At 67.2% G+C, this 25,917-nt stretch carries 31 protein-coding genes; 10 read left to right on the plus strand and 21 right to left on the minus strand.

Annotated features, from left to right (window positions below; genetic code table 11):
• Nucleotides 1-69: 69 nt before the first annotated feature.
• Nucleotides 70-1,359, minus strand: coding sequence for an ROK family protein (locus K9U37_RS00930; protein ID WP_243070117.1), 1,290 nt, complete (start codon nt 1,357-1,359; stop codon nt 70-72).
• A 350-nt stretch (nt 1,360-1,709) separates the two neighbouring features.
• Between K9U37_RS00930 and K9U37_RS00935 the strand changes: the two genes are divergently transcribed.
• Nucleotides 1,710-2,459 (plus strand): SDR family NAD(P)-dependent oxidoreductase, encoded by a 750-nt coding sequence (locus K9U37_RS00935; RefSeq protein ID WP_243070118.1) that lies wholly within the window; start codon nt 1,710-1,712, stop codon nt 2,457-2,459.
• Here K9U37_RS00935 and K9U37_RS00940 read toward each other — a convergent pair.
• The gene (locus tag K9U37_RS00940) at nt 2,443-3,795 is read right to left on the minus strand and encodes a L,D-transpeptidase (RefSeq protein ID WP_243070119.1); all 1,353 of its coding nucleotides are present in this window, start codon (nt 3,793-3,795) and stop codon (nt 2,443-2,445) included. The genes K9U37_RS00935 and K9U37_RS00940 overlap by 17 nt on opposite strands.
• 38 nt (nt 3,796-3,833) lie before the next feature.
• Nucleotides 3,834-4,904, minus strand: a complete 1,071-nt coding sequence (locus K9U37_RS00945) for a UDP-N-acetylmuramate dehydrogenase (RefSeq protein ID WP_243070120.1) — start codon at nt 4,902-4,904, stop codon at nt 3,834-3,836.
• Between the two features lie 26 nt (nt 4,905-4,930).
• Here K9U37_RS00945 and K9U37_RS00950 point away from each other — a divergent pair, with 26 nt between their 5' ends.
• The 5 genes from K9U37_RS00950 (at nt 4,931) to K9U37_RS00970 (ending at nt 8,470) form a co-directional block, all read left to right on the plus strand.
• Nucleotides 4,931-5,437 (plus strand): DUF2505 domain-containing protein, encoded by a 507-nt coding sequence (locus K9U37_RS00950; RefSeq protein ID WP_243070121.1) that lies wholly within the window; start codon nt 4,931-4,933, stop codon nt 5,435-5,437.
• A gap of 21 nt (nt 5,438-5,458) precedes the next feature.
• Nucleotides 5,459-5,968 (plus strand): DUF2505 domain-containing protein, encoded by a 510-nt coding sequence (locus tag K9U37_RS00955; protein WP_243070122.1) that lies wholly within the window; start codon nt 5,459-5,461, stop codon nt 5,966-5,968.
• Between the two features lie 73 nt (nt 5,969-6,041).
• Complete coding sequence (locus K9U37_RS00960; RefSeq protein WP_252393912.1) at nt 6,042-6,755, plus strand: class I SAM-dependent methyltransferase; 714 nt, start codon at nt 6,042-6,044, stop codon at nt 6,753-6,755.
• Nucleotides 6,756-6,764: 9 nt separating this feature from the next.
• Nucleotides 6,765-7,586, plus strand: coding sequence for a carbon-nitrogen hydrolase family protein (locus K9U37_RS00965; protein ID WP_243070123.1), 822 nt, complete (start codon nt 6,765-6,767; stop codon nt 7,584-7,586).
• Nucleotides 7,583-8,470, plus strand: coding sequence for an LmeA family phospholipid-binding protein (locus K9U37_RS00970; protein WP_243070124.1), 888 nt, complete (start codon nt 7,583-7,585; stop codon nt 8,468-8,470). The genes K9U37_RS00965 and K9U37_RS00970 overlap by 4 nt, the downstream gene beginning before the upstream one ends.
• A 30-nt stretch (nt 8,471-8,500) precedes the next feature.
• On the opposite strand, the gene deoC is transcribed toward K9U37_RS00970, so the two are convergent.
• The 6 genes from deoC to K9U37_RS01000 form a co-directional block, all read right to left on the minus strand.
• Nucleotides 8,501-9,184, minus strand: coding sequence for a deoxyribose-phosphate aldolase (deoC, locus tag K9U37_RS00975; protein WP_243070125.1), 684 nt, complete (start codon nt 9,182-9,184; stop codon nt 8,501-8,503).
• Nucleotides 9,184-9,585: a DUF2599 domain-containing protein gene (locus tag K9U37_RS00980; RefSeq protein WP_243073166.1), complete on the minus strand. Its 402-nt coding sequence runs from the start codon at nt 9,583-9,585 to the stop codon at nt 9,184-9,186. The genes deoC and K9U37_RS00980 overlap by 1 nt, the downstream gene beginning before the upstream one ends.
• Nucleotides 9,586-9,599: 14 nt before the next feature.
• Nucleotides 9,600-9,875: a DUF2516 family protein gene (locus K9U37_RS00985; protein WP_243070126.1), complete on the minus strand. Its 276-nt coding sequence runs from the start codon at nt 9,873-9,875 to the stop codon at nt 9,600-9,602.
• A 39-nt stretch (nt 9,876-9,914) separates the two neighbouring features.
• On the minus strand, nt 9,915-10,535 hold the full coding sequence (locus K9U37_RS00990; RefSeq protein ID WP_243070127.1) for a heparin-binding hemagglutinin: 621 nt from the start codon (nt 10,533-10,535) through the stop codon (nt 9,915-9,917).
• A gap of 70 nt (nt 10,536-10,605) precedes the next feature.
• Nucleotides 10,606-10,998, minus strand: coding sequence for a helix-turn-helix domain-containing protein (locus K9U37_RS00995; protein ID WP_243070128.1), 393 nt, complete (start codon nt 10,996-10,998; stop codon nt 10,606-10,608).
• 90 nt (nt 10,999-11,088) lie between these two features.
• The gene (locus K9U37_RS01000) at nt 11,089-12,423 is read right to left on the minus strand and encodes a DUF445 domain-containing protein (RefSeq protein ID WP_243070129.1); all 1,335 of its coding nucleotides are present in this window, start codon (nt 12,421-12,423) and stop codon (nt 11,089-11,091) included.
• A gap of 110 nt (nt 12,424-12,533) precedes the next feature.
• Here K9U37_RS01000 and K9U37_RS01005 point away from each other — a divergent pair, with 110 nt between their 5' ends.
• Both K9U37_RS01005 and K9U37_RS01010 read left to right on the plus strand, forming a co-directional pair.
• Nucleotides 12,534-13,238 (plus strand): TetR/AcrR family transcriptional regulator, encoded by a 705-nt coding sequence (locus K9U37_RS01005; RefSeq protein ID WP_243073167.1) that lies wholly within the window; start codon nt 12,534-12,536, stop codon nt 13,236-13,238.
• Nucleotides 13,239-13,249: 11 nt separating this feature from the next.
• Nucleotides 13,250-14,107 (plus strand): polyphosphate kinase 2 family protein, encoded by an 858-nt coding sequence (locus K9U37_RS01010; protein ID WP_243070130.1) that lies wholly within the window; start codon nt 13,250-13,252, stop codon nt 14,105-14,107.
• A 9-nt stretch (nt 14,108-14,116) separates the two neighbouring features.
• On the opposite strand, the gene K9U37_RS01015 is transcribed toward K9U37_RS01010, so the two are convergent.
• From K9U37_RS01015 to K9U37_RS01030, 4 genes are all read right to left on the minus strand, one after another.
• Nucleotides 14,117-14,992, minus strand: a complete 876-nt coding sequence (locus K9U37_RS01015) for a cyclopropane mycolic acid synthase family methyltransferase (RefSeq protein ID WP_243070131.1) — start codon at nt 14,990-14,992, stop codon at nt 14,117-14,119.
• A gap of 149 nt (nt 14,993-15,141) precedes the next feature.
• Entirely contained in the window at nt 15,142-16,026 is an 885-nt protein-coding gene (locus K9U37_RS01020; RefSeq protein WP_272888068.1) for a 3-hydroxybutyryl-CoA dehydrogenase, read from the minus strand.
• Between the two features lie 60 nt (nt 16,027-16,086).
• On the minus strand, nt 16,087-17,373 hold the full coding sequence (gene aceA, locus K9U37_RS01025; RefSeq protein ID WP_243070132.1) for an isocitrate lyase: 1,287 nt from the start codon (nt 17,371-17,373) through the stop codon (nt 16,087-16,089).
• A 262-nt stretch (nt 17,374-17,635) separates the two neighbouring features.
• Nucleotides 17,636-18,457: an acyl-[acyl-carrier-protein] thioesterase gene (locus K9U37_RS01030; RefSeq protein ID WP_243070133.1), complete on the minus strand. Its 822-nt coding sequence runs from the start codon at nt 18,455-18,457 to the stop codon at nt 17,636-17,638.
• A gap of 118 nt (nt 18,458-18,575) precedes the next feature.
• Here K9U37_RS01030 and ramB point away from each other — a divergent pair, with 118 nt between their 5' ends.
• On the plus strand, nt 18,576-19,991 hold the full coding sequence (gene ramB / locus K9U37_RS01035) for an acetate metabolism transcriptional regulator RamB (RefSeq protein WP_243070134.1): 1,416 nt from the start codon (nt 18,576-18,578) through the stop codon (nt 19,989-19,991).
• 60 nt (nt 19,992-20,051) lie between these two features.
• Here ramB and K9U37_RS01040 read toward each other — a convergent pair whose 3' ends face one another.
• The 5 genes from K9U37_RS01040 to K9U37_RS01060 all read right to left on the minus strand — a co-directional run bounded on the left by K9U37_RS01040 (nt 20,052) and on the right by K9U37_RS01060 (nt 22,905).
• Nucleotides 20,052-20,306: a hypothetical protein gene (locus tag K9U37_RS01040; RefSeq protein WP_243070135.1), complete on the minus strand. Its 255-nt coding sequence runs from the start codon at nt 20,304-20,306 to the stop codon at nt 20,052-20,054.
• 110 nt (nt 20,307-20,416) lie between these two features.
• Nucleotides 20,417-20,689 carry a hypothetical protein gene (locus K9U37_RS01045; protein ID WP_243070136.1) on the minus strand — a complete coding sequence of 91 codons (273 nt, stop codon included), beginning with the start codon at nt 20,687-20,689 and terminating at the stop codon, nt 20,417-20,419.
• Entirely contained in the window at nt 20,686-22,080 is a 1,395-nt protein-coding gene (gene lpdA / locus K9U37_RS01050) for a dihydrolipoyl dehydrogenase (RefSeq protein ID WP_243070137.1), read from the minus strand. Before lpdA ends, K9U37_RS01045 begins: the two co-directional genes overlap by 4 nt.
• Before the next feature lie 5 nt (nt 22,081-22,085).
• A complete protein-coding gene (locus K9U37_RS01055) occupies nt 22,086-22,634 on the minus strand; it encodes a hypothetical protein (RefSeq protein WP_243070138.1) in 549 nt (182 codons plus the stop codon).
• Nucleotides 22,627-22,905, minus strand: a complete 279-nt coding sequence (locus K9U37_RS01060) for a putative holin (RefSeq protein ID WP_243070139.1) — start codon at nt 22,903-22,905, stop codon at nt 22,627-22,629. Before K9U37_RS01060 ends, K9U37_RS01055 begins: the two co-directional genes overlap by 8 nt.
• Before the next feature lie 236 nt (nt 22,906-23,141).
• On the opposite strand from K9U37_RS01060, the gene K9U37_RS01065 reads away from it, so the two are divergent.
• A complete protein-coding gene (locus K9U37_RS01065; RefSeq protein ID WP_243070140.1) occupies nt 23,142-23,429 on the plus strand; it encodes a hypothetical protein in 288 nt (95 codons plus the stop codon).
• An 11-nt stretch (nt 23,430-23,440) separates the two neighbouring features.
• Here the strand turns inward: K9U37_RS01065 and modA are convergent, their stop codons facing one another.
• From modA to fdxA, 3 genes are read right to left on the minus strand one after another with little or no spacing between them, the layout of a single operon-like run.
• Nucleotides 23,441-24,214: a molybdate ABC transporter substrate-binding protein gene (modA, locus tag K9U37_RS01070; RefSeq protein ID WP_243070141.1), complete on the minus strand. Its 774-nt coding sequence runs from the start codon at nt 24,212-24,214 to the stop codon at nt 23,441-23,443.
• Nucleotides 24,211-25,593, minus strand: a complete 1,383-nt coding sequence (locus tag K9U37_RS01075) for an FAD-dependent oxidoreductase (protein WP_243070142.1) — start codon at nt 25,591-25,593, stop codon at nt 24,211-24,213. The genes modA and K9U37_RS01075 overlap by 4 nt, the downstream gene beginning before the upstream one ends.
• Entirely contained in the window at nt 25,590-25,910 is a 321-nt protein-coding gene (fdxA, locus tag K9U37_RS01080) for a ferredoxin (protein ID WP_243070143.1), read from the minus strand. Before fdxA ends, K9U37_RS01075 begins: the two co-directional genes overlap by 4 nt.
• Nucleotides 25,911-25,917: the final 7 nt, after the last annotated feature.

The following is a 25,917-nucleotide window of genomic DNA, read 5'->3' on the forward strand; positions in this document are numbered from 1 at the left end:
GGCTTGTTCAGCCCGTCGTCGACGATGCAGATCGGCAGCGATGAGGATGAGCCGCGGTTCCGGGCCCCGTCAGGCGGACACATCCGGGCGGCGGTTCTGCGCGCGACGCAGTGCACCGATCGGGTCGGCGTAGAGGCCGCCGAGCGAGACGATGCCGGCACCGGCTTCTTGCACCCGATTGCCGAAGGCAGTGACCCGGATGTCGCGGGGCGGCAACACCGTGCGTTCGGCGAAGGCTGCCTCGACGAGTTGCATGCCCTCCGGGTACTCGGTGAAGGCCTGGCCGCCGACGATCACCTCGTCGGGGTTGAGCATGTCGCGCAACAGTGCCACCGCTCCGCCCAGCGCACGGGCCCGCTCGCCGAGCAGATCGCGGGCCGCGACCGCCGCGGGCTGGTCACCCTGCCGTGCGACACGCAACAGTGCGGCCGGCGAGGCGCCGGGGCCGGCGGCCGCGATGATCCCGCGCTTGCGGGCAGCCGCCAGCACGGCCTCGTCGCTGACGGTCGACTCGAGCTGACCGGTGCCACCGAGGATTTCCGATTGCACCGGCAGCGCGGCAATGGTTCCCGGACCACTGGTCGGGCTGTGTACGCGTCCGCCGATCACCAGCGCGAAACCCACTGTCTCACGGGCATATACGTAGAGACTGCTCGACGAGGGCTGCGGCGGCCGGCGCATTCCCAACAGCAACTCGGCGCCGGCCATCGCGTCGACGTGGGAGGCCACCGACACCGGCAGACCGAGCGTTTCGGCCAGCACCGGACCGACCGGAGCCTGCGACCAGCCGAGCCGGGGATGGTCGACGTGGCCGGTGGTGCTGTCGACCACGCCGCCGGTCGCCACGCCGATCCACAGCGGACGACGGCGATGCCAGCGGCTCAGATAGCGGCGCGCGCTGGCGGCCAGTGAAGCCAGCGCCTGGGCCTGCCCGGCGCGGGGGGTGGGGGTTTCGACGGCGTCGAGGGTGCGGCCGAACAGGTCGGTGGCCACGATGCTCGTGGTGCGCGCACCGATGTGGATGCCGAGGGTCAGAAACGGCTCGTGGTTGACCTCGACCGGAACGCGGGGCCGGCCGATGGCGCCGGAGACGGCCAGGTCGGCCCGCTCGCGCAGGACTCCGGCGTCCAGCAGGGCGGTGACCTGGCGGTTGACCGTCGCAATCGACAGCTTGGTGACCTGGGCGATCACGTCGCGGGCGATCGCCCCGCGCTGGCGCACCGCGGCGAAGACTGCGGCGGTCGCCGCGTCGGGGATGCGCAGCGACGGCGCGATGATGTGGTGGCGGGTCCGCAGCGGATGCGGTCGGCCAGCAGTGGTGCGAGCCGGGCTGTGGGAGGAAAGGGCGGTGGTACGCACTGGGAGGGTCCTTCTCGAGTCGGGGGTGGGCTTGAGGGCCACGCCTGGCGACTTGAGCGGGACGGGAAGAAGAGTCCGGTCTGGTCAGGCGCAGCGAATCGCGCGACAACAACACGCGGTGTGCGCGACCAGACAGCTGGTCAGCCCGAGACGGATCACGGGAAGGAATTTAACACAGTTACCATTCGCCGCCGACCAGCCCCAAGCGCCCACCCGAGCTCCGCGCCGCCCTACCCGCCCTCGACCAACACATCGATCAGCGGCTCGCCCACGCCAGACTTCCCACCGCAGCATGAAACTCGGCTCAACTGCCAAAGCCCTAGCGACAAAGGGTCGCTAAAGTTGGACCGATGACTTCTCCAGATGCCCATTCCCGCGTGGCCGTTGTCACCGGCGCGAGCGCCGGCATTGGAGAGGCAACCGCCAGAACGCTTGCCGCGCAAGGCTTTCACGTTGTCGCCGTGGCTCGTCGCGGTGACCGGATCCAGCGCCTGGCCGATGAGATCGGCGGCACCGCCGTCGTGGCGGACGTCACAGACGGCGCCGCGGTGGAAGCGCTGGCAGCCGGGCTGACCCGGGTGGATGCGCTGATCAACAACGCCGGCGGGGCCAAGGGCCTGGAACCCATCGCCGAGGCGGACCTGGAGAACTGGCGCTGGATGTGGGAGACCAACGTCATGGGCACGCTGCGCATCACCCGCGCGCTGCTGCCCAAGCTGATCGCATCCGGCGACGGCCTGATCGTCACCGTCACCTCGATCGCCGCCCTGGAGGTCTACGACAACGGCGGCGGCTACACCTCGGCCAAGCACGCCCAGGGCGCGCTGCACCGGACCCTGCGCGGTGAACTGCTCGGAAAACCGGTGCGGCTCACCGAGATTGCGCCCGGCGCGGTGCGGACTGAGTTCTCGCTGGTGCGTTTCGCCGGCGACGAGCAGCGCGCCGAGGCGGTCTACAACGGCATCGAGCCGTTGGTGGCCGAGGACGTCGCCGAGGCGATCGGCTTCGTCGCGTCACGCCCGTCGCACGTCAACATCGACCAGATGATCATCCGGCCGCGGGATCAGGCCAGCGCCAGCCGGTTCAACCGCCGGGGGTAACCGAGCTCGACGAGGGGAATGTCGTCGAGGGCGTCGTCGCGGTCGTGGTGGGCGTGCCGGACAGCGTCGGTGCATCGGTCGGGGTGGCCGGTGCGCTACTGGGGATGTTCGACGCCGCCCTGGTGTCTCCCAGCGCGGACATCGTTTTCCACTCGTTCCAGTCCACCGCCCAGTCCCAGATGTCGCCGTCGGCGTAGGACAGCTGGATGGAGGTGCCGGTGACTTCGACCGGGTCACCGTAGACGGCGCTGTAGTAGTACTGCTCGGCGTCACCGGAGGACAGGTTGATGCAGCCGTTGGTGACGTTGGTGTTGCCCTGCGCGCCAGACGAGGCCGGGTTGGCGTGGATGAACTCGCCGTTGTTGGAGATCCGCACCGCCCAGCGCTCGTGGATGTTGCTGTAGCCGGCCGCCGGGTTGGACATGTAGAAGTCGGAGTACTTCTCGGTGACGACGTGGATGCCGCTGCGGGTGACGTTGCGGGGCAGGTCGGCTTCACCGTAGCTGCACGGGAAGTCCATGAGGACGCCCGCGTCGGTGATCACCTGAATGCGGTGCGAAGCGGCGTCGGCCTTGACCACCTGGCGGCGGCCGATCTCGAAGTCCAGGGTCGAATCGGCCGCGCCGTAGGCGTCGTCGCCGAACTTCACCCCGTACAGGCGGGCATCGACGTGCACCTTGGTGCCGGGCTGGTAGTACTCCCGGGTCCGCCAGTGCACCCGCGAGCCCTGGGCCTCGTCGGGCAGCCAGGCCCAGCTGCCCTCGGTCGGCGGGTCGGTGACCACGGTCAGCGCACGTTCCACGTCGGGGCGGTGCGCGTCGTCGATCGAGGCGTCGAACTGCATGATGATCGGCGCCGCGACGCCGACGGTCTGGCCGTCGGAAAGCTGGAACTGCCCGTTGACCTGTGTGGTCGGGTTGATCGTGGCGAACGTGGCGGCGACCGGCACGGCCTTGCCGTCCCGACCGACCACCGAACCCACCCAGGTGTACACCGCGCCGTAGCCCAGCGGCTCGGTGGCGGTGAACGCCGCGCGGTCGCGGTCGAGCGTGCCGGCCACCGGCTTGCCCTCGGCGTTGGTCAGCGTGACCTGCTGCAGCCAGCCGTCCTTGACCTGCAGGCTGACCGGGCTGGTCGGCAGGACGTCTTTGGCGGCGTCAGCCGGGGTGAAGGTCAGCGAGGGTTTGGGCGGCGGCGCCGAGGACTCGGAGCGTTTGTCGGGGCCGCCGATGCAGGCGGCCAGCGCGCCGGGTGCGACCACACCGAGCCCCAGCGCCGTCAACACGCGCCGGCGGTTCACCGGCGGCAGTCTGTCGGCGGGACTCACGTCAATCAAAGATACGGAATCACTCGACAGACAGCGAAAACGTGTCGCTACAGCACGCAGCCGACCAGCACAGGTTCAGGTAGCAGGGTGATGCCGAACACGTCGCGCACGCCGTCGCGCACGGTTCGTGCCAGGGCGAGCACATCGGCGGTGCTGGCCCGTCCCCGGTTGGTCAGCGCCAGCGCATGCTTGGTCGACAGCCGGCAGACGGCGTCGGGCCCCGGATAGCCCTTGCCGAACCCGGCGTGCTCCACCAGCCAGCCCGCCGCCAGCTTCACCCCGTCGGGGGCCGGGTATTGCGGGACCGGACCGTCGTGGCGGGCCTGCAGCGCCTCGTACTGTTCGGCGGGCACCACCGGATTGGTGAAGAACGAGCCGACGCTCCAGGTGTCGTGGTCGGCGGCGTCGAGCACCATGCCCTTGCGGGCGCGCAGGCCCAATACGGCCGTGCGGACGTCGGCCGGGTCGCAGCGCTCCCCCGCCGCCACCTCGAGCGCGGCGGCGAGCTCGGCGTAGCGCAGCGGCGCCGACCGTCCGGACGGGTCGAGGGTGAACTCCACCTCGAGCACCACCGCGTCCGTGGAATTCTTCAGCACACTGTGGCGGTAGCCGAACCCGAGTTCCTGCGCCGCCGCCCAGCGGACCTGGCCGGTGCGGCGGTGCAGCAGCCGGACCCGGGTCAGGGTGTCGGCCACCTCGACCCCGTAGGCGCCGACGTTCTGCACCGGCGTCGCCCCGGCCGTGCCGGGGATGCCGGACAGGCACTCCAGTCCGCCCAGTCCGTTCTCGACGGCGGCCACCACGACGTCGTCCCACACCGCCCCGGCCTCGGCGCGCAGCAGGCCACCGTCCACCGTGATCGCCGGGTTGGCCAGCCGCACGACAGTCAGCCCGGCCAGGTCGTCGGCGATCACGACGTTGGAGCCGCCGGCCAGCACCAGGATGTCTTCGGCGGACTCCCGGTCGAGGGCGCGCAGGGTCGCCACGATCTGGTCGGCGGTGGTGCAGGTGATGACGCGGGGGGCGACGGGGCCGACACGCAGCGTGGTCAGCGACGCCAGCGGCACACCCTCGGCGATCGCCGCGCCGCCGAAATCCACGTGCCCGCCGCTGCCCACGGCCCGTAACGGTAGCCTCACCAGCTATGCCGCGTTCGTTCGACATGGCCGCCGACTACGAGGGCAGCGTCGAACAGGTCCATGAGGCATTGCGCGACGAGCAGTACTGGCTGGCCCGGCTGGCCGACTCCGGTGCCGACGACGCCAGCCTGGACTCGATCCGGCTCGACGACGACGGCGGCGTCGCCGTCACGACGACCCAGATCCTGAGGGCCGACCGGCTGCCCGGGATCGTCACCCAGTTCCATCGCGGCGATCTGGAGATCCAGCGGATGGAGTGCTGGACCGGGCTGGTCGACGGTAAAGCCAAGGCGACCGTCGCCGGCGCGGTCTCCCGCGCGCCAGTCTCACTGAGCGGCGACGCGCAGCTCGGCCCCTCAGACGCTCACACCCGCTTGGCTTTTCGCGCCACCGTCGAGGTGCGCATCCCGTTGGTCGGCGGCAAGGTGGAGAACTTCATCGGAAACCAGCTGGTGGAGCTGCTCATCGCCGAGCAGCGCTTCACCACCATGTGGATCGCCGAGAACCGCTGAGCCCGCAGGTACCGTTGCCTCATGTCCCGCCACATGGACTACGTCATCACGCTGAACAAGCCCGCCGTCGACCTCTATGAGAGCTTCACCAGCCGCGAGTACTGGGAATATCTGGTCGCCGAGCACGGCCGCCTCTACGAGTCGACGCTGACCCGCTTCAGCCACGACGCCGATGGCACCGACATCGTGTTCAGCCACACCCTGTCCAGCAACGACCTGCCGCCGGTCGCGGCCGCCGTCGTGCCATTGAACATCACCGTGACCCGCGAGCAGCACTTCGACTTGTTCGACTCGGCCAGCAACTCCGCACGCGGGCACTACCAGGCTCGGGTACCTGCGCCGATGGACGTCGGCGGAACCTACGTGCTCTCCGAGTCGGCCGCCGGAAGCGCGCTACACCTCAACAGCGTCTGCACGGTGAAAGTGCCGCTGGTGGGCGGCAAGATCGAGCAGTGGGTGCTCGGCGGGTTGCGCGGATTGTTCGACGCCGAGCGCGATTTCACCCGGGACTGGATCGCCAGCCATTACTAGGCCACGACGGCCCGTCGGTATCCCGACGCGCGGCACTACCAACGCAAACCGGCTCCGACGCGCCGACCGCTGGATGCTGAACTCACCCCGGGTGCACACGGCGCTGGAGTCCGCGACCGATCCGGTGATCGTGGATCTGGGCTACGGCCGATTGCCGGTCACCACACTGGAATTGGCGTCGCGGCTTCGCACGGTGCGTCCCGACATCCGGGTGGTGGGTCTGGAGATCGACCCCGAGCGGGTGGTGCCCGGCGTCGCCGGGGTCGAGTTCGGTGTGGGTGGATTCGAGCTCGCCGGGCTGCACCCGATTCTGGTGCGGGCGTTCAACGTGTTGCGCCAGTATCCGGAAGAAGCTGTCGCCGACGCCTGGGACACGATGCGCGCCCGGCTGGCACCGGGTGGGTTGATTCTGGACGGCACCTGCGACGAGCTCGGCCGACTGTGCTGCTGGGTGTTGCTCGACGGCGACGGACCGGTGAGCCTGACGCTGGCCTGCGACCCCCGGTACATCGAACGACCCTCGGATCTGGCCGAGCGGCTGCCGAAAATCCTTATCCACCACAATGTTCCAGGCCAGCCGATCCACCAGCTGCTCAGCAGGGCGGATCGCGCCTGGGCGGCTGCCGCCGGGCATTCGGTGTTCGGCCCACGCGATCGGTGGCGGGCGATGCTGGCGCACCTTCGCGGTACGGGGCAGGACATCGAGGCGCAGCGGCGCAAAGTGCGCGATGCGGTGCTCACCGTGCAGTGGGCAACGGTCGCCCCGTCCGGTAGCTGCTCGGCCTAGGCTTGAAGCATGCGGATTGCCCTGGCCCAGATTCTCGCGGGCACCGATCCCGTCGCCAACCTGACGCTGGTCGACGACTACACCCGCCGCGCCGCCGAAGCCGGTGCCCGCCTCGTGGTGTTTCCCGAGGGCACGATGTCGCGGTTCGGCGTGCCACTGGCCCCGGTCGCCGAGCCCCTCGACGGGCCGTGGGCCGACGCGGTGCGCGACATCGCCCGGCACGCCGGGATCACCGTGGTGGCCGGCATGTTCACGCCGTCGCCCGACGGACGCGTGACCAACACCCTGCTGGCCACCGGGCCCGACGTCGACGCCCACTACGACAAGATCCACCTCTACGACGCGTTCGGGTTCGCCGAGTCCGATGGGGTGGTGCCGGGCCGGCAGCCGGTGGTGATCACCGTCGACGGAGTCGGTGTCGGATTGACACTTTGCTACGACATCCGATTCCCGAACCTCTACCTCGAACTGGCCGACCGCGGCGCGCAGGTGATCACCGTCAGCGCGTCGTGGGGCGCCGGGCCGGGCAAGCTGGAGCAGTGGACGCTGCTGGCCCGGGCGCGGGCACTGGATTCCACCTGTTTCGTCGCCGCCGCGGGCCAGGGTTACCCGGGAGACGAGCTGGCCAGAGCGACGAAGGCGCCGGCCGGAGTCGGGGGCAGCCTGGTGGCATCCCCGCTCGGGGAGGTGCTGGCCTCGGCGGGTCCCGATCCCGAACTGGTGGTCGCCGACATCGACATCGACTGCCTGCCGTCGGTCCGCGAGACCCTCGGTGTACTGCGTAACCGCTCAGAGTTCGCTCAGATTGATAGGGCAGAATCGCGCGGGTGACGTATCCGCCACGGGGCCCCAACCATCCCTTCGGCCCCGGCGACCGCACCGCCCCGGCCTGGCCCGCGGTCGCTCAGGATCAGCCCACCCAGTTCATCCCGCAACCCGGCCCGCCAAGCGCACCCCCGCCGCAGGAGCCCGAGGAACCAAAGTCGGGGTTCCTGCGCGACCCGCTGTCGATCGTCCTGGCGCTCGTCATCGTCGTGGCGCTGGTGATCGCCGGCCTGCTGGGCGTCGAACTCTATGTCCGGCACAAGGCCGACACGGTGGTGGCCCAGGCCGTCGAGTGCGTGGTCAAGGACGGGGCGAGCGTCTCGTTCGGGATGCGGCCCCTCGTGCTGCAGCACTTGAGCGGTCACTACAGCGACATCAACGTGGAGACCGCAGGCAACCAGATCCGGGAAGCCAAGGGCATGAAGCTCAACCTGGTGCTCGACGACATCAAGATCCAGAAGACCGCCGACTCGGCGGGCACGCTCGGCTCGCTGGACGCCACGATCACGTGGTCCAGCGATGGGATCAAGCAGACGCTGCAGAACATCATCCCGATCGTAGGTGGTCTGGTCACCGGGGTCAGCACGTCGCCGTCGGACGGCACCATCGAACTGCGGGGCGGCGTCGGCACCATCAAGGCCAGGCCCGAGGTGTCCAACGGCAGCCTGAACCTGCAGGTCGTCAGCCTCAGCGGATTGGGGTTCCTGCTGCCTCGGGAAACCGTCCAGCCGGCGTTCGACGCGTTCACCACCACGCTGACCAAGAACCTGCCGATGGGCATCCACGCCGACAGCGTGGCGGTGACCGACACCGGGGTGACCGCCAAGTTCGTCACCCGCGATGCGACCATCCCCAACGGGCAGCAGGATCCCTGCTTCGCAGGCATCTAATCCGCCCGGCCTGTCGGCTCTCGATGCGCGTCAGCTCAGCCCGTCGAGTACCGCCCGCGTCCCGGACAGCCCGAGCCGGGTCGCACCCGCGTCGAGCATCGCGACGGCAGCCTCGGCCGTGCGAATCCCGCCACTGGCCTTGACCCCCAGCCGGCCCCCGACCGTCGTGGCCATGATCTCGACAGCGGTCACCGAGGCACCTCCGGCAGGGTGAAATCCGGTCGAGGTCTTGACGAAATCGGCGCCGGAGTCCTCGGCGGCCCGGCACGCCTGCACCAGCGTGCGCTCGCCAGCGACACTGAGCAATGCGGCGGACTCGACGATGACCTTGAGCAGCGCGTCGGGCACGGCGGCGCGGACCGTCGCGATGTCGGCGGCGACCGCGGCGAAGTCACCGGCCACCGCGGCGCCGATGTCGATGACCATGTCGATTTCGACGGCGCCGGACTCGGCCGCGGCAGCCGCCTCCCGCGCCTTGATCGTGGGCAGGTGCTTGCCGGACGGGAATCCGGCGACGGCCGCGATGACGAGGTCTTCGGGATGCGACAGCGCCGCCTTGTGCGCGGCGGTCACCATGGACGGCGAGACGCAGACCGCCAACACTGCAAGGTCGACGGCCTCGGCCACCAACGCGGTGACGTCGGCGTCGGTCGCCTCGGGCTTCAGCAGCGTGTGGTCGACAAGTCCGGCGACCTGCAGCCGCGATGGCGTCATCAGAACGGCTCTTCGGAGCCGCCGGGGTTGCAGCCGGCGGCGGTCATCGCGTTGTCGTCGACCACGGGCCGCCAGGGCTCGAGATTCCAACTGGCCTTGCCCGGCTCGGCGAACTCGGCGAACCGGAAATGGCAGACGAACTGGTCCCGCATTCCCGGGGTGTTGACGTCGGGGGCCTGTGCAAGCACCTCGCCCCAGGCTTCGTCGATCTCCCAGGACGGCTTGAAAAGCTGGCCGGCGGCCTCACGGCCCGCCGCGGTGGGATAGACCCGCAGACTGACGAGGTCACCCCAGTGCTGCCATTGGGTGTGGTCGATGAACGGCGGCGACGGGTTGGTGTCGGCCGAGGCCGGTGCGGCCAGGATCAGCGCCGCCGGCACCGCGGCCAGTGCCACGAGCAGGCGACGTCGACCGGTCAGCGCGACTTCCCCTGGATCTCGAGCAGCTTGGGGCGGACATCGACGATGTAGACGCCGGCGGCTACCGCGGCGATCGCGACGCCGGTGACCCCCAGCACCAGGGCCAGCAGACCAGCGACGCCCAGGATCACCAGCCAGACCGGCTTGGTGAGCTTCTCGGCCGCAGTGTAGGCGTCGGGCCGCTGCATGGCGGCGTGGACGAACGCGTACAGCGTGGCGCCGACTACGGCGAGCTGCAAAACGAAAAGGACGGTACCCACAAGCTGGCTCACAATGAACCAGCCTAGGCGGATACCGTCCCGATCGTCGATTTACTTCTGGGTAACCTTCTTGGCCGGGGCCTTCTTGGCCGGGGCGTCGTTGGCCGGGGCCTCGTTGGCGGCGGCGTTGGCCGGAGCCTTCTTGGCGGCAGCAGCCTTGGCCGGAGCCTTCTCGGCCGGAGCCTCGCCGGCGGGCAGCTCGACGCCGACCAGCTTGGCGGCGCGCTCGCCGACGGCGCGGGTCTGCGACGACACGCTGCCCAGGGCTTCCTGCGTCAGCTCGACGGCCTGGTCGACGTAGCCCTCGACCTGCGCGGCGGCTTCCTTGAAGTCAGGCTGACTGCGCAGCCGCTCCAGCGCGGCCTCGCCACGCTCGACGAGACTGTTGTAGGTCGCGGTGGCGTCCTCGAAGAAGCTGTCGGCAGCCTTGCGAAGCTCCTCGCTGGACAACCGGCCACGCAGCTCCTCGGCGCGCTGCGGCAGGTCGTCCTGCAGCTTGGTCAGCGCGGCACGACGCTCTTCGACCCGCTCGGCGGCCTCGGTGCGGACCTCTCCGGCGCGCTCGCGCAGGCCGGCCAGGATCTCGTTGACCGTGGCCAAGGCCAGGTCGGCAGCGCCGACCGCGGCGAGCAGAGGGGCCTTCAGATCCTCGATGGTGGGGTTCTCGGCCATGTGAATGGCTCCTTTCGAATTATTGAAATCAGTTGTGATTGTTGGGTTTTCAGTGGGCAGCGGAGCGCGGCTACTCAGACGTCAACTCCTCACGGGCAGCTTCGTTCTGCTGACAGAACGACGTGTAGATGTCGAGCAGAACTTGCTTTTGGCGCTCCGTGATCGCGGTGTCCCCGATGATCGCGTCGTGCACCTGGCTGCCTTCACTCGGCTCCAGGATTCCGGCGCGGATGTAGAGGACCTCCGCGGATACCCGCAACGCCTTGGCGATCTGGCTCAGCACCTCCGCAGAAGGTTTGCGTAGCCCCCTTTCAACCTGACTGAGGTAGGGATTGCTGACGCCGGCCTTCTCGGCCAACTGCCGCACCGATACCTGCGCGGCTTCACGCTGCGCCCTGATGAAGCCCCCGATGTCATGCGCCGCGTGGGTCACCACGGTCTGAATGTCGGCATCCTGAGCCATGGTTCACCACCTTGCGCGTGGGTTGTCCGGTGCGTGCGAGAGCCACGTTACGCGGGGGTGCTAACTTTTGCAAGCACTAGTTAGCGCAGGTCAGAACATGAATTGCGCCACTGTGTAGATCACCAGGCCGGCCAGGGCACCCACCACGGTGCCGTTGATCCGGATGAACTGCAGGTCGCGGCCAACATGCAGCTCGATGCGGCGGCTGGCCTCTTCGGCGTCCCAGCGCTCGATGGTGTCGGTGATGATCGTGGTGATCTCGCCGCCGTACTGACCGACCAGGTGCTGGGCGCCGCGCACGATCCAGTTGTCGACCTTGTCGCGCAATTCGGCGTCGTCGCGCAGCGACTCGCCGATGCGCACGACAGAGTCTGCGATGCGAGTGCGCAGTGCGCTCGACGGATCGTCCACACCGTCAAGCACCAAGCGCTTCAACGTCTTCCACGCGGTCTCGGCGGCGCGAGTCACTTCGTCGCGGACCATCAGCTGCTCCTTGACAGCTTCCGCACGCGCGATGGTGACGTCGTCGTTCTGCAGATCGTTGGCGAACTCGAACAGGAACCGGGTGGCCGACAACCTCAGTTCGTGGTTGGGGTTGCGGCGCACCTTGTCGGTGAAGTCCATCAGCTCGCGGTGAATCCGGTCCCCCACCAACTGGTCGACGAACCGCGGCGACCAACTCGGCGAATCGCGGGTGACGACCCGCTCGATCGTGTCGCCGGCATTCAACGCCCACTCGAAGGCCCGGTCACACAGCAACTGGATGAGGGCCTCTTGACGGTTCTCGGCGAGCAACTGCGCCAGCACCCGGCCCACCGGCGGCCCCCACTGCGGCTCGGCCAACCGTTTGACGATGGTGCGGTCGATGACGTGCTGGATGTCCTCATCGTTGAGCAGCTCCACCACGACCTGCAACACGGTCGCGGCCTCACCGGCGACCCGGTAGGCGTGGGCCGGCTCGGAGAGCCACTTGCCGAGCCGGCCGGCGATCTCGGCGTCGCGCAACTTGGTCTCCACCACCGGCGCAGACAGGAAGTTCTCCCGCACGAAGGTGCCCAAACCCTCGCCGAGCTGGTCCTTCTTGCGTTTGATGATCGCCGTGTGCGGGATCTTCAGGCCGAGCGGATGACGGAACAGCGCCGTGACGGCGAACCAGTCGGCGAGTGCACCGACCATGCCGGCCTCGGCGGCCGCCCCGACGTACCCGATCCACGCCGGTCCACCCTGGGCCTGTACCCAACGACAGACCAGGAAGATCACGGTGGCGCCGATGAGGAAGCTCAGCGCCACCGCTTTCATCCTGCGTAGGGCGCGACGCCGTTCGGCGTCGGCTTCCGGGTCGGCACCGGCGAACGACTCCGCGAGGGACGTACCCGCGCCGGCTACCTCCGTCGGCAACGCCGGGAGGCGATGTTTTGCTGCCACTCCACCATCATCCGCTAGGTGCGGCCCCAGTTAATGTGACCTTGCGATCACACCAGCCCGTAGAATCGGTCAGGAACAGGGGAACGGACTCCGCGATAGTGGCACAACAAGTGGGCCATGGCTTGGAAAAGACCCAGGCCAAGACCGATGGTCGCAAGCGACGCTGGCACCAGCACAAGGTCGAACGCCGCACCGAGTTGGTGGACGGTGCGCTGGAGGCCGTCCGCCGACGGGGCCGCGACGTCAGCATGGACGAGATAGCTGCCGAAATCGGTGTCTCGAAGACGGTTCTTTACCGCTACTTCGTCGACAAGAACGACCTCACGACCGCGGTGATGATGCGGTTCGCACAGACCACCCTGATCCCCAACATGGCCGGTGCGCTGTCGTCGAACCTGGACGGCTTCGACCTTACCCGCGAGATCATCCGGGTGTACGTCGAGACCGTCGCCGCCGAGCCCGAGCCGTACCGATTCGTGATGGCAAACAGTTCGGCCAGCAAAAACAAAGTCATCGCCGATTCGGAGCAGATCATCGCGCGGATGCTTGCGGTGGTGCTGCGCCGGCGCATGCAACAGGCCGGGATGGACACCCGCGGTGTCGAGCCGTGGGCCTATCTGATCGTCGGCGGGGTGCAGCTGGCAACCCACTCGTGGATGTCGCACCCGCGGATGAGTAGCGACGACCTGATCGACTACCTGACCATGCTGTGCTGGAACGCGTTGTGCGGCATCGTCGAGGCCGGCGGATCGCTGGAACGGTTCAATTCCGAGTCCCACCCGTCTCCGCTGCTGCCGCCGGCGCTCACGCCCTAGGCTTGCCGGCCATGGCCGACTTGCCGTCGCAGTGGACGCACGAACCGCACCACATCCTCCAGTTCCGCGCCGGCGACAAGATCGCCGACATCGACACCGACTCCAGTCCCGGCTATACCGGCGACAAGGACGGCTCCGCCGAGGTCCAGGCCGAACGCAACGAGCGCTTCGCCGGCCTGCAGGAGATGCTCTACGCCAACGGCAAGGCTGGCGACAGCCGCTCGCTGCTGCTGGTGCTGCAGGGCATGGACACCGCGGGCAAGGGCAGCATCGTCAAGCACGTCGTGGGTGCCGGCAACCCGCAGGGCATCCAGTACACCAGCTTCGGGGTGCCCACCGAGGAGGAGCGGGCTCACCATTACCTGTGGCGCATCCGCAAGGCCTTGCCCGCGGCGGGCCACATCGGGGTGTTCGACCGCTCGCACTACGAGGACGTGCTGGTGGTCCGGGTGCACGAACTGGTGCCGCGGGAGGTCTGGGAGCCCCGCTACGACGAGATCAACGCCTTCGAGGAGGAACTCGTCGATTCCGGCACCATCGTGGTCAAATGCGCGATGTTCGTCTCCCTCGACGAGCAGAAGCGCCGGCTGGCCGAGCGCCTGGACCGCCCGGACCGGTACTGGAAGTACAACCCGGGTGACCTCGACGAGCGCAAGCTGTGGCCGGCTTACCAGGAGGCCTACCAGGCCGTGCTGGACCGCACCTCGACTGACCATGCACCCTGGTTCGTGATCCCGTGCGACAAGAAGTGGTACACCCGGCTGGCGATCAACGAACTGCTCATCGAGGCGCTCAAGAGCATGAAGCTGGCGTGGCCGCCCCCCGGCTTCGACGTCGAAGCGGAGAAGAAGAAGCTGGCGCAGTCCTGAGCGGCGGGCTCAGCCCTTCACGAGGGTGAACTGGCCGATATTGGTGATGCCGCGGCGGAAGAAGTCCGCGCAACCGGTCAGGTACTTCACGTAGCGGTCGTAGATCTCCTGGGAGGTGATCGCGATCGCCTCGTCGCGGGTGGCCAGCAGGTTGGCCGCCCACATGTCGAGGGTCCGCGCGTAGTGCTCCTGCAGCAGGTGGATGCGCTCGAGAGTGAAGCCGGAGTCCGCCGCGAGCTGCTCGATGTCCTCCACCGCGGGCAGCTGACCGCCGGGGAAGATCTCCGTGCCGACGAACTGCATGAACTTCAGGTCGCTGATGGTCAGCTTGATGCCGTTCTCGCGGAAGAACTTCTGGGTGTGCGCCAGGATCGTGTGCAGCAGCATCCGGCCGTCACCGGGCAACAGGCTGTAGGCCTTCTCGAAGAACAGCGGGTAACGCTCGGCCTTGAAGGCCTCGAACGCACCGATGCTGACGATCCGGTCGACGGGCTGCTCGAACTCCTCCCAGCCCTGCAGGCGCACCTCGACCGAGCGGTTGGTGTCGAGCTTGGCCAGCCGCTTACGCGCGAACTCCGACTGGTTCTTGCTCAACGTGATTCCGATCACGTTGACGTCGTACTTCTGCACCGCGAGCTCGAGGGCGCCGCCCCAACCGCAACCGACGTCGAGCAGGGTCATTCCGGGCTCGAGGGTGAGCTTGCCCAGGGCCAGGTCGAACTTGGCGGTCTGGGACTCGTTGAGCGTCATATCCTCGCGCTCGTAGTAGCCGCAGGTATATCCCATGGTGGGTCCGAGGAACAGCGCGAAAAAGTCGTCGGATAGGTCGTAGATCGACTGAGACTCCTCGTAGTACGGAGTGAGATCAGTATCGGCGTTTGCCATCAACAGCTACCCTTCAGCGTTCGCTCGCGTGGTCGGGTAGCCGGTGAGAGGGAGATGTCCACCAACACGGTCCCCGGACCAAGACCCGTAGGTCTACCGGCATGCAGCTTAGTCAATCGAGCCTGTGAATGCACAAAGCGCAGGTGCGCTCAGTAGGTGTAAAAACCTTTGCCGGACTTCTTGCCCAACAGCCCCGCTTCGACCATGCGCAGCAGCAGCGGTGGCGGGGCGTAATGCGGGTCCTTGTACTCGTCATACATCGAGTCCGCGATCAGCTTCATGGTGTCCAGCCCGATCAGGTCGGACAGCCGCAGCGGTCCCATCGGATGCGACAGACCCGCGACGACTGCGGTGTCGATGTCCTCCACGGTGGCCACACCGGCCTCGGCCATCCGGATCGCCGCCAGCAGGTAGGGCACCAGCAAAGCGTTGACGACGAAGCCCGAACGGTCGCCGCAGCGGATCACCTGCTTGCCCAGCACGTCACTTGCGAAGCGTTCGACCCGGGCGGCGGCCTCCTCGGAGGTGACCAGGGTGCTGACCAGTTCGACCAGCGGCAGAACCGGCACCGGGTTGAAAAAGTGCAGACCGAGCACCCGACTCGGATTCTTCGTTGCCGCAGCGATTTTCATGATCGGGATGCTGGAGGTGTTCGACGCCAGCACCGCGTCGGGATCGGTGATGAGCTCATCGAGCTGGGCGAAGATGTTGCCCTTGACCGCCTCGTCCTCCACGACCGCCTCGATGACGAGCTGCCGGTCGGACAGACCGGCGAGGTCGGTGGTGAACGTGAAGCGGGCCAGCGTGGCGTCGCGGTCGGACTCGGAGAGCTTGCCTCTGCTGGCCGCGCGCTCCAGCGACCCGGTGATGCGGCCACGTCCGGCGTTGAGCAGCTCGTCAGTGGGCTCGAAGACCACGACATCGGCCCCGGCCTTGGCGGCTACCTCGGCGATGCCAGAGCCCATCTGCCCTGCACCGACCACACCTACTCGTTGAATGCTCACGCTGACACTTTCTACTCCCCCGGCGAGCAGACGCAAAAATCCCCGACACGCCGAGACGTTGGGGACCTTTGCGTCTGCTCGCGCAGAGATCTAGTGGAACTGACCCTCTTCGGTCGAGCCCGCCAGCGCGGTGGTCGAGCTGGTTGGGTCCACGGTCGTGGCGATCCGGTCGAAGTAGCCGGCGCCGACCTCGCGCTGGTGCTTGGTCGCGGTGTAGCCACGCTCCTCGGCGGCGAACTCGCGCTCCTGCAGCTCGACGTAGGCGGCCATCTGGTTGCGGGCGTAGCCGTAGGCCAGATCGAACATCGAGTAGTTGAGCGCGTGGAAGCCGGCCAGCGTGATGAACTGGAACTTGAAGCCCATCGCGCCGAGCTCCTTCTGGAAGCGGGCGATGGTCGAGTCGTCCAGGTGCTTGCGCCAGTTGAACGACGGCGAGCAGTTGTAGGCCAGCATCTGGTCGGGGAACTCGGACTTGACGCCCTCGGCGAAGCGGCGAGCCAGGTCGAGATCCGGGGTGCCGGTCTCCATCCAGATCAGGTCGGAGTACGGCGCGTAGGACTTGGCGCGGGCGATGCACGGCTCCAGGCCGTTCTTGACGCGGTAGAAGCCCTCGGCGGTGCGCTCACCGGTGATGAACGGGCGGTCGCGCTCATCGACATCGGAGGTGATCAGGGTGGCGGCCTCGGCGTCGGTACGGGCGATGACGACGGTGGGGACGTCGGCGACGTCGGCCGCCAGGCGAGCCGAGGTGAGGGTCCGGATGTGCTGCTGAGTCGGGATCAGCACCTTGCCGCCCAGGTGGCCGCACTTCTTCTCCGAAGCCAGCTGGTCCTCCCAGTGCGAGCCGGCGACACCGGCGGCGATCATGGCCTTCTGCAGCTCGTAGACGTTGAGCGCGCCACCGAAACCGGCCTCGCCGTCGGCGACGATCGGGGCCAGCCAGTTCTCCACCGAGGTGTCGCCCTCGACCATGGCGATCTCGTCGGCGCGCAGCAGCGCGTTGTTGATGCGGCGCACGACCTGCGGCACCGAGTTGGCCGGGTAGAGGCTCTGGTCGGGGTAGGTGTGGCCGGACAGGTTCGCGTCGCCGGCGACCTGCCAACCCGACAGGTAGATGGCCTTCAGGCCGGCGCGGACCTGCTGGACGGCCATGTTGCCGGTCAGCGCGCCCAGGGCGTTGACGAACTCCATGTCGTGCAGCTGGTTCCACAGGACCTCCGCACCGCGACGGGCCAGGGTGGCCTCCTCGACGACGGAGCCCTGCAGCGCGACGACGTCGGCCGGGGTGTAGGTACGGGTGACACCCTTCCAGCGGGGATTGGTGTCCCAGTCGCGCTGGATCTCTTCTGCGGTCTTCGGCTTGCCGACGTTGGACATTGCCTGCTCCTTAACTTGTCTTCGACGCTACTTTGACGACAAGTGGCTTGTTAACGTCAACGCAGCTTCAGCGGTGTGCTGACTTGAGCATGCCTCGCACCATCAGTGCAGTTCAAGGCGCTGCGCATGCCAATTTTCGCCAACCGAACCCCGATGATCTGCAAAGTTTGCGAAGGCGGTTAATAGCTGAACCGGTTCAGAAGTTACCGCCCGACAACGGCTTTTCGCAGGTCAGTACGCTCGTACTGCTAAACGGTTCGGTTCAGAGCGGGAAGATCGATGCGACGGCCTTGACCTCGTCGCCGACGACATATGTGAGCGTTCTAACAGGGCGGTCCGACAGCTCTTCACCGAACTTGTCGGTCGACCCGGGCCGGTACACGTGCAACAGGATCTCCAGCTTGTCGCCGAAGGCGACGGGCGCATCGTGCTCGATGGTCACCCGCAGCGGCGCTTCCAACAACTCCGGGAAGGGCGCGAGGAACTCCTCGACCACCTTCCAGTACACGGAGTTGTTGACGTGGTCGAACAGGTCGATGTCACTGACCCGGATCGGGAAGTCGCGGATCTCGTCGGCGCTTTCGCGCGCCCCGGCGGTCAGGTAGGACTTCCAGCGCAGCCGGTTGACGTCCGTGGTGCGCTGCAGGTCCGCCATGAAGTCGTCGGCGATGCGGGCCGGCCCCTGCGTCTCACGATTGATGTTGATCCAGAACGCCTCGGACTCGATCAGGCCGCCCGCGCGGCCGTCGATGCGAACCCGCATCTCGCACCAGCGGTTCGACGTTCCCGAACACCAGCGGCGCAGCCGCAGCATGTCCTGGAACTCGATCGGACGGATCAGGTCGACCATCGTGCGCCGGACAATCCACAACGGGTGGGTCTCCTCATGACCCATTTCGCGGAGCTGGTCCTGGCCGATGTCCTGGATATGGCGGCAGGCTGCGTCCAGACGCAGCCGCCCGACGCGGTCGATGTCACCGACCCGCAGCGGCCATTCCCGGTCGAACACGTCGGGGTTCGGATCCGGTACAGGCATCAGCACCTTCGCCAGGCCGGTCGCCGTCGGCTTATCGCTGGTCGTCATGATTTCCTCTTCCGGTCCTCCCCCAGCGCGATCATGCCAAAGGCCCTGGGGAATGCCAACCGGCCGGCTATGCCAACGATGCGAAGCCGCAATTCGCAACCCTCGGTAGCCTGGCACAGTGTCCAAGACGTACGTCGGCTCCCGGGTGCGCCAGCTGCGCAGCGAACGCGGCTTCAGCCAGGCGGCACTTGCACAGATGCTGGAGATCTCGCCCAGCTACCTCAACCAGATCGAGCACGACGTCCGGCCCCTGACGGTCGCGGTCCTGCTACGGATCACCGAAGCGTTCGGGGTTGACGCGACCTTCTTCGCCTCCCAGGACGACACCCGGCTGATCGCCGAACTCAGGGAAATAACGCTGGATCGCGACCTGGGTGTGGAGATCGACCCGGCCGAGGTCGCCGACGTGGTCAACGCCCACCCCAACGTGGCCAAGGCGATGGTGAACCTGCACCGACGCTACCGGACGACCACCACACAGCTGGCGGCGGTCACCGAGGACCGGTTCACCGACGCCAGCGGCAGCGGCGCCATCACCATGCCGCACGAGGAAGTGCGCGACTACTTCTACGAGCGACAGAACTATCTGCACGAACTGGACGCAGCCGCTGAGGATTTGACGGTCCGGATGCGGCTGCATCGCGGCGACCTGGCAGGTGACATCGGCCAGCGGCTGGCGCAGGTTCACGGCGTGCGGTTGGTCAAGCGCATCGACCTCGGCGACAGGGTGCTGCACCGCTACGCCTCGGAGAACAAGACGCTGGAGATGAGCGCACACCTCTCCGGCGGCCAGCAGGTGTTCAGGATGGCCGCCGAGCTGGCCTACCTGGAGTTCGGCGACCTGATCGACTCGATGGTCGCCGACGGCACGTTCACCAGTGAGGAGTCACGCAAGCTGGCCCGCCTCGGCATGGCCAACTACTTCGCCGCCGCCACGGTCCTGCCCTATCGCCAATTCCACGACGTCGCAGAGAATTTCCGCTACGACATTGAACGGCTCTCGGCGTTCTACCAGGTGAGCTACGAAACCGTCTGCCACCGCCTCTCGACGCTCCAGCGGCCATCGATGCGTGGCGTGCCGTTCTCCTTTGTCCGCGTCGACAAGGCTGGCAACATGTCAAAGCGTCAGTCGGCCACCGGTTTTCACTTCTCGTCGTCCGGCGGCACATGTCCGCTGTGGAATGTCTACGAGACGTTCGCGAACCCGGGCAAGATCCTGGTGCAGATCGCCCAGATGCCCGACGGGCGCAACTACATGTGGGTGGCCCGCACGGTGGAACGCCGCGCCTCCCGATACGGGCAGCCGGGCAAGACCTTCGCGATCGGCCTGGGCTGCGAGGTGCGCCACGCCAGCCGGTTGATCTACTCACAAGGGCTCGACCTGTCGTCGGATAGTGCGACTCCGATCGGCGCCGGCTGTCGGGTATGCGAGCGGGACAACTGCCCGCAACGGGCCTTCCCGGCATTGGGCCGAGCGCTGGACATCGACGAGCACCGCAGCACCGTCTCGCCCTACCTGGTCAAGGAGTCCTGAGGACGCCGCGACCTGGGTCTGATCAACTGCTGACAGCAGTGGACGAGTTCGTCCTGCTCCTCAGCCCTTGCCGTAGGGCTTCGCCTTGACCGGCGGCGCGGCCTTCTTGACCGCCAACGTCGACGGCGGGATGGTGGTCGTCACCGTATCGCCCTGGGTCATCGGGCCGGGAAGCAGCGGAGCGGCCGCCGGCGGCAGGTCGGTGGTGGTGCTGCCACCGGTGACTACGGACAACCCGGTCATAGTGACCACCGCAGCACCGCCGAGAACGGCCAGCGCGAGTTTGATGCGCCGCGCAGTCATCAGTTGAGCCATGTAGTCCCCCCGTTTCACGTCCGGGGACTGGCGTCATCCCCGGTCGCCTGCGAGTAGACACCCCGTTTCTGGGGACAGCCTGTGATGGGGCTGCCGGGTGGCTGGATCTTCTAAAGGTACGTCACGCCGAGCACGATCAGCGTGAAGATCACCGGCGAGATGGGGAGGCACGCCAGAAATGCCGCCCATACCAAGCGCTTTCGCTGATACATCCGCCATGCCAGCCATCCCACCGCACCCGCGGCCACCGCGATCATCACGGCGAGGATCAGCACCCAGAAGTTCACCCGGTAGGCCGACGTCGCAATGGAGATCCCGACCAACCACAGGATGTGCCCGATCACGAACCCGCCGATGCCGGCGACGATTGTCGACGGTCTCAAAAGTTGATCATGTGGCCGGCGAGGCCGTGGAAGCATTCCTGGAGTGCCTCCGACAGCGTCGGGTGGGTGTGCACGTTGCGGGTCAGCTCGTTGACCGTCAGATCCCACTTCTGGGCCAGGGTCAGCTCGGGCAGCAGCTCGGAGACGTCGGGCCCGATGAGGTGGGCGCCGAGCAGTTCGCCGTACTTGGCGTCGGCGATGACCTTGACGAAGCCGGTGGGGTCGGCCAGCCCGTGCGCCTTGCCGTTGGCGGTGAACGGGAACTTGGCCACCTTGACGTCGTAGCCCTCGTCGCGGGCCTGCTCCTCGGTCAGGCCGAAGCTCGCGACCTGCGGCTGGCAGAACGTCGCGCGCGGCAACATCCGGTAGTCGCCCAGCGGCAGTGTCTCGGCACCGGCGATGGTCTCGGCGGCCACCACCCCCATCGCCTCGGCGACGTGGGCCAGCTGCAGCTTGGCGGTGACGTCGCCGATGGCATAGATGTGCGGGACGTTCGTGCGCATGTAGTCGTCGATGCCGATGGCCTTGCGATCGGTGAGCGCCACCCCGGTGGCCTCCAGGCCGTAGCCGTCGACGTTGGGGGCGAAGCCGATGGCCTGCATCACCTTGTCGGCCTTGAGGTGTTCGGATTTGCCGTCCTTGCTGACGGTGACGGTGACCTGCGAGCCGTCATCCTCGATGGACTCAACCTTGGTCCCAGTGAGGATCTTGACGCCCAACTTCTTGAACTGCTTCTCGATTTCCTTGGAGACTTCCGCGTCCTCGTTGGGCAGGGCTCGCGGCAGGAACTCGACGATGGTGACGTCCACGCCGTAGTTCTTCATCACGTAGGCGAACTCCATGCCGATCGCGCCCGCGCCGGCGATGACGATGGACTTCGGGAGCTCCCGCGACAGGATCTGCTCCTCGTAGGTGACGACGTTCTTCGACAGCTTGGTGCCCGGCACCAGCCGGGTGCTGCTACCGGTGGCGATGATGGCGTTGTCGAAGGTGACGGTCTCGGTTCCGCCCTCGTTGAGTTCGACGGAAATGGTGCTGGCATCGGTGAACTTGCCATAGCCGTGGATCTCGGTGATCTTGTTCTTCTTCATCAGGAAGTGCACGCCGGCGACGCGGCCGTCGGCGACCTTGCGGCTGCGGTCGAAGGCGGCGCCGTAGTCGAAGGTGGCCTCACCGCTGATGCCGAACGTCTTGGCATCCTTGGTGAAGATATGGGCCAACTCGGCGTTGCGCAGCAAGGCCTTCGACGGGATGCAGCCGACATTGAGGCACACCCCGCCCCAGTATTTGGGTTCGACGATGGCAGTGTTCAGCCCGAGTTGGGCAGCGCGGATCGCCGCGACGTATCCACCGGGTCCGGCTCCGAGAACAACGACGTCATAGTGGGTCACGCCCGCTACCTTATCGTCGGTCGGTCAATCCATTCGAAGTAATAGGCCCCGTGCAGCACCGCGGCGGCAAGCATCGATGCCAGCGGCGCCGACATGAGTGCGATGGCCAGGGCCGTCACCGGCGGCCTGTTGGGCACCATCGAGACCAGCATGCTGGCCACCGCGCACACGATCAGGTACATCAGCACCGCGAAAACCGCTGGCGTCTTGTGCAGCGAGGTGTACCACCAGAAGTAGAAGCCGAGTCCCACCGCGGCGGCCAGCACCCACACCGCGGCCACGATGAAGACCAACTGCCACCGCTTGAGGTAGGCGCGTGAGCCGTCGACCGGGACGGCCGCGGGGGGCACGACGAGCGGCTCGGCATGCGGGAATCCGGTCAACAGGAACGCGTCGGTGTCGAAGTTCTGCGGCTCACTGAACGCCCGCGGCCGCGAAGGGTGCTCCGTGGGGCGGTCGCGGTGGAGTCGTCGCAGTGGGTCGGGGTGCGGCCCGGTGTCGAAGACCGGCGCGTAATGCGGCTCGGTCGAGGGCGGGGACGTCTTCTCAGCCACCGGACACCACCTGGATGAGTACGAGGGTTCCCAGCCAGCCGGGCGCCACGGCGAGGATGAACGCGCCGACCGTGGTGATCCAGCGCCGGCCGGACAGCAGGATGGTCAGCATCCCCACCGCGCTCGGCACACCCACCACGAGGGCCACCACGAGGTCGGGGCGAATTGACGCCTTGACCAGCAGTGTGGTGACGACGGCGGCGACCAGGCCGGTCGCACAGCCGACCAGCAACGCGCTCGTGAGCAGCCATGCCCGAGGCAGGGGTATCACCCGTACGACGATACGTGCCCGCTCGCCGACCAAGGCTGAACGACTCCGGCGCGCCGCAACGGAGGTGGCCAGCACCTCGCTCCCGCCAGACCATCATCCGCCATCAGGTTCCGCGATCCGCACGACAAGCTACTGGCGGTGTGGACGACGGGGTAGCGGGCCACCCCCGCGTGCGGCATCCTGAGCACAGGTCCAACCGCGGGAGGTGCGCCGTGCGATGCTCGTTGAGACGGATAGTGTCCGCGCTCCTCGGTGTGGCCGCGGCACCGATCGTCTTCGCGTCGGGCGCCGCAGCCGATACCGCCCAGGCCACCATCGACGAGCTGCAGTCGCAGGGCTACATCGTCGCGATCAACTGGGTCGACGGCAACACCGGCGCCCCGTTGTCGTCGTGCCAGGTGGTGGCCGTCCACAACCCGGACCGCTCGCCGGGAGAGTCGAGCACCGCGACCACCGTGTACGTCGACCTGGCGTGCTCGCGTCAACAGGCACCCGTCGGCATCGGCGTGGGCATCGGATTCTGAAGCATCTGGCGTCAGGGTTTGGCGAAGCCGGCCGCGGCCAGCACCTTCTGACCGTACTCACCGGTCACGAGGTCGACGAATTTGCCTGCCGGGTCAGGGTTTTCGGACGCCTTCAGGACCGCGATCGGGTACGTGTTGACCGCGCCCGCGGATTGCGGGAACGGCACCGCCGTGACTTTGTCACCGGCGCCGACCGCGTCGGTGACATAGACCAGCCCGGCGTCGGCCTGGCCGGTGCTCACCTTGTTGAGCACGTCGGTGACCTGGGACTCCTCGCTCACCGGCGTCAGCTGCACCCCGGCGGCCTGTTCGACTTTCTTGGTGGCCGAGCCGCACGGCACCTGGGGTGCGCAGACGACGACCGTCAGGCCCGGCCGGGTGAGGTCGGAGAACGTGGTGACGTTCTTCGGATTAGCCGGGGCGACAACGATCGTCAGTGTGTTGGAGGCGAAGTTGACCGGTATCCCAGCGAGCAGACCGGACTGTGCGGCCTTGTCCATGGTCTTGGTGTCGGCGGTGGCCAACACGTCGGCGATCGCACCCTGTGTCAACTGGGTGAGCAGGTCGGAGGATCCGGCGAAGGAGAACTCGACGTCGGTGCCGGGGTTGTCGGCCTTGAACTTCTCGCCGATCTCGGTGAACGTCTTCTTCAGCGACGCTGCGGCGAAGACGGTGATCTTCGGCCCGCCGGCGTCGCTGGTCGAATCCCGCTGCGCCGAGCCACACCCGCTGACCAAGCAGAGCGCCAGCACGGCGCTCAGCGCCGTTCGCGCAGGGTGTTTCATCCGGGATCCGCACTCGCGTCCAACATGGCTTCGCGCTCGACGACCTTAACCCGCTCGCGGTCCTGGCCTTCCCCGATGGCCCGTTCGCGGGCGTCCAGGCGAAGCCAGCCCTCCCATGTGGTGTACGGGCATCGGTGTGATGCGAGGAATGTGGGCATGGCTTCTGGACTCGGATCCTGCGGCGCGTCGAGTATTCCGTTGCGATAGTCCTCCAGCAGGCAGGCGATCGTCTCTTCGGCGTCGCTCCTGGTGTGGCCGATCAGCCCGACCGGGCCGCGTTTGATCCAGCCGGTGACATACACCCCGGCCAGTCTCCTGTCGTCCTCGTCGAGGACCCGGCCGGCCTCGTTCGGAATGGTCCCGTTGTCGTCGTCGAACGGCAGCTTGGCCACCGGCTCGGACAGGTAGCCAACAGCACGGTAGACCGCTTGGACGTCCCAGTCGGTGAATCTGCCTGTGCTGCGGACATTTCCGGTTCCGTCGAGTTCGGTGCGTTCGGTGCGCAGACCGGTGACTCGTCCGTTGTCGCCGACGACTTCCACCGGATTCTCGAAGAAGTGCAGGTGTACCCGGTGCGGCCGGTTGCCCGGATCGCGCAGCGCGTACTTCTCGATGACGGCCGTGACCTGATCGACGATCATCGAGCTGCGGCGGGCCTGCACCGAGGCGTCGTCGTAGTCGATGTCTTCCGGGTCGACGACCACCTCGATGTTCGGCGAGGTGTCGAGCTCCCACAGTTCCAGTGGGGTGAACTTGGCCTGAACCGGTCCGCGGCGGCAGAACAGGTGGACTTCAGTCGCCTCGTTGACCTTCAGACCCTGGTACACGTTCGGCGGAATCTCGGTGGGCAGCAGCTCATCTGCGGTCTTGGCCAGCATCCGCGCCACGTCCAATGCCACGTTGCCCGCGCCGATCACCGCGACCTTGCGGGCGGTCAACGGCCAGTTGCGAGGAACGTCGGGGTGGCCGTTGTACCAGGACACGAAGTCCGCCGCGCCGAACGACCCGCCGAGCTCGATCCCGGGGATCGGCAGCGGACGATCGCTGTTGGCCCCGGTGGAGAAGACGACGGCGTCGTACATCGAACGAAGATCGTCCAAGCCGAGGTCGGTACCGTAGTCGACGTTGCCGAACAACCGCACACCGGGCTTGTCGAGCACCCGGTGCAGCGCGGTGATGATCCCCTTGATCCGCGGGTGGTCGGGGGCCACGCCGTAGCGGATCAACCCGAACGGCGCGGGAAGTCGCTCCAACACGTCGACGGCGACGTCGACATCGGACTTCAGCAGCGCCTCGGCGGCGTAAATCCCCGCGGGGCCGGCGCCGACGACGGCGACCCGCAATGGGCGATGCTCGCGCAACTCTGATTCCTTCCTCATTCGCTGTGCCGCGGTAGGTTTTTGACGAAGTCCGGATCGGCGGCGGTCTTGCCGAGGTCGGAGGCTCCACCGGGCGAGCCGAGCTCGGCGAAGAACTCGACGTTGGCCGCCTTGAAGTCCCGCCACTTCTTCGGCACCTGGAGCTCGTAGAAGATCGCCTCCGCCGGGCAGGCCTCCACGCATGCTCCGCAGTCGGTGCACTCGTCGGGATGTATGTAGAGCATCCGCTCGCCCTCGTAGATGCAGTCCACCGGGCACTCGGGCACGCACGCCTTGTCCTTCACGTCCAAGCATGGCTCGGTTATCACATACGTCATCGTCGTT

The organism is Candidatus Mycolicibacterium alkanivorans, assembly GCF_022760805.1.
In the GTDB taxonomy this organism is placed as follows: Bacteria; Actinomycetota; Actinomycetes; order Mycobacteriales; family Mycobacteriaceae; genus Mycobacterium; species Mycobacterium alkanivorans.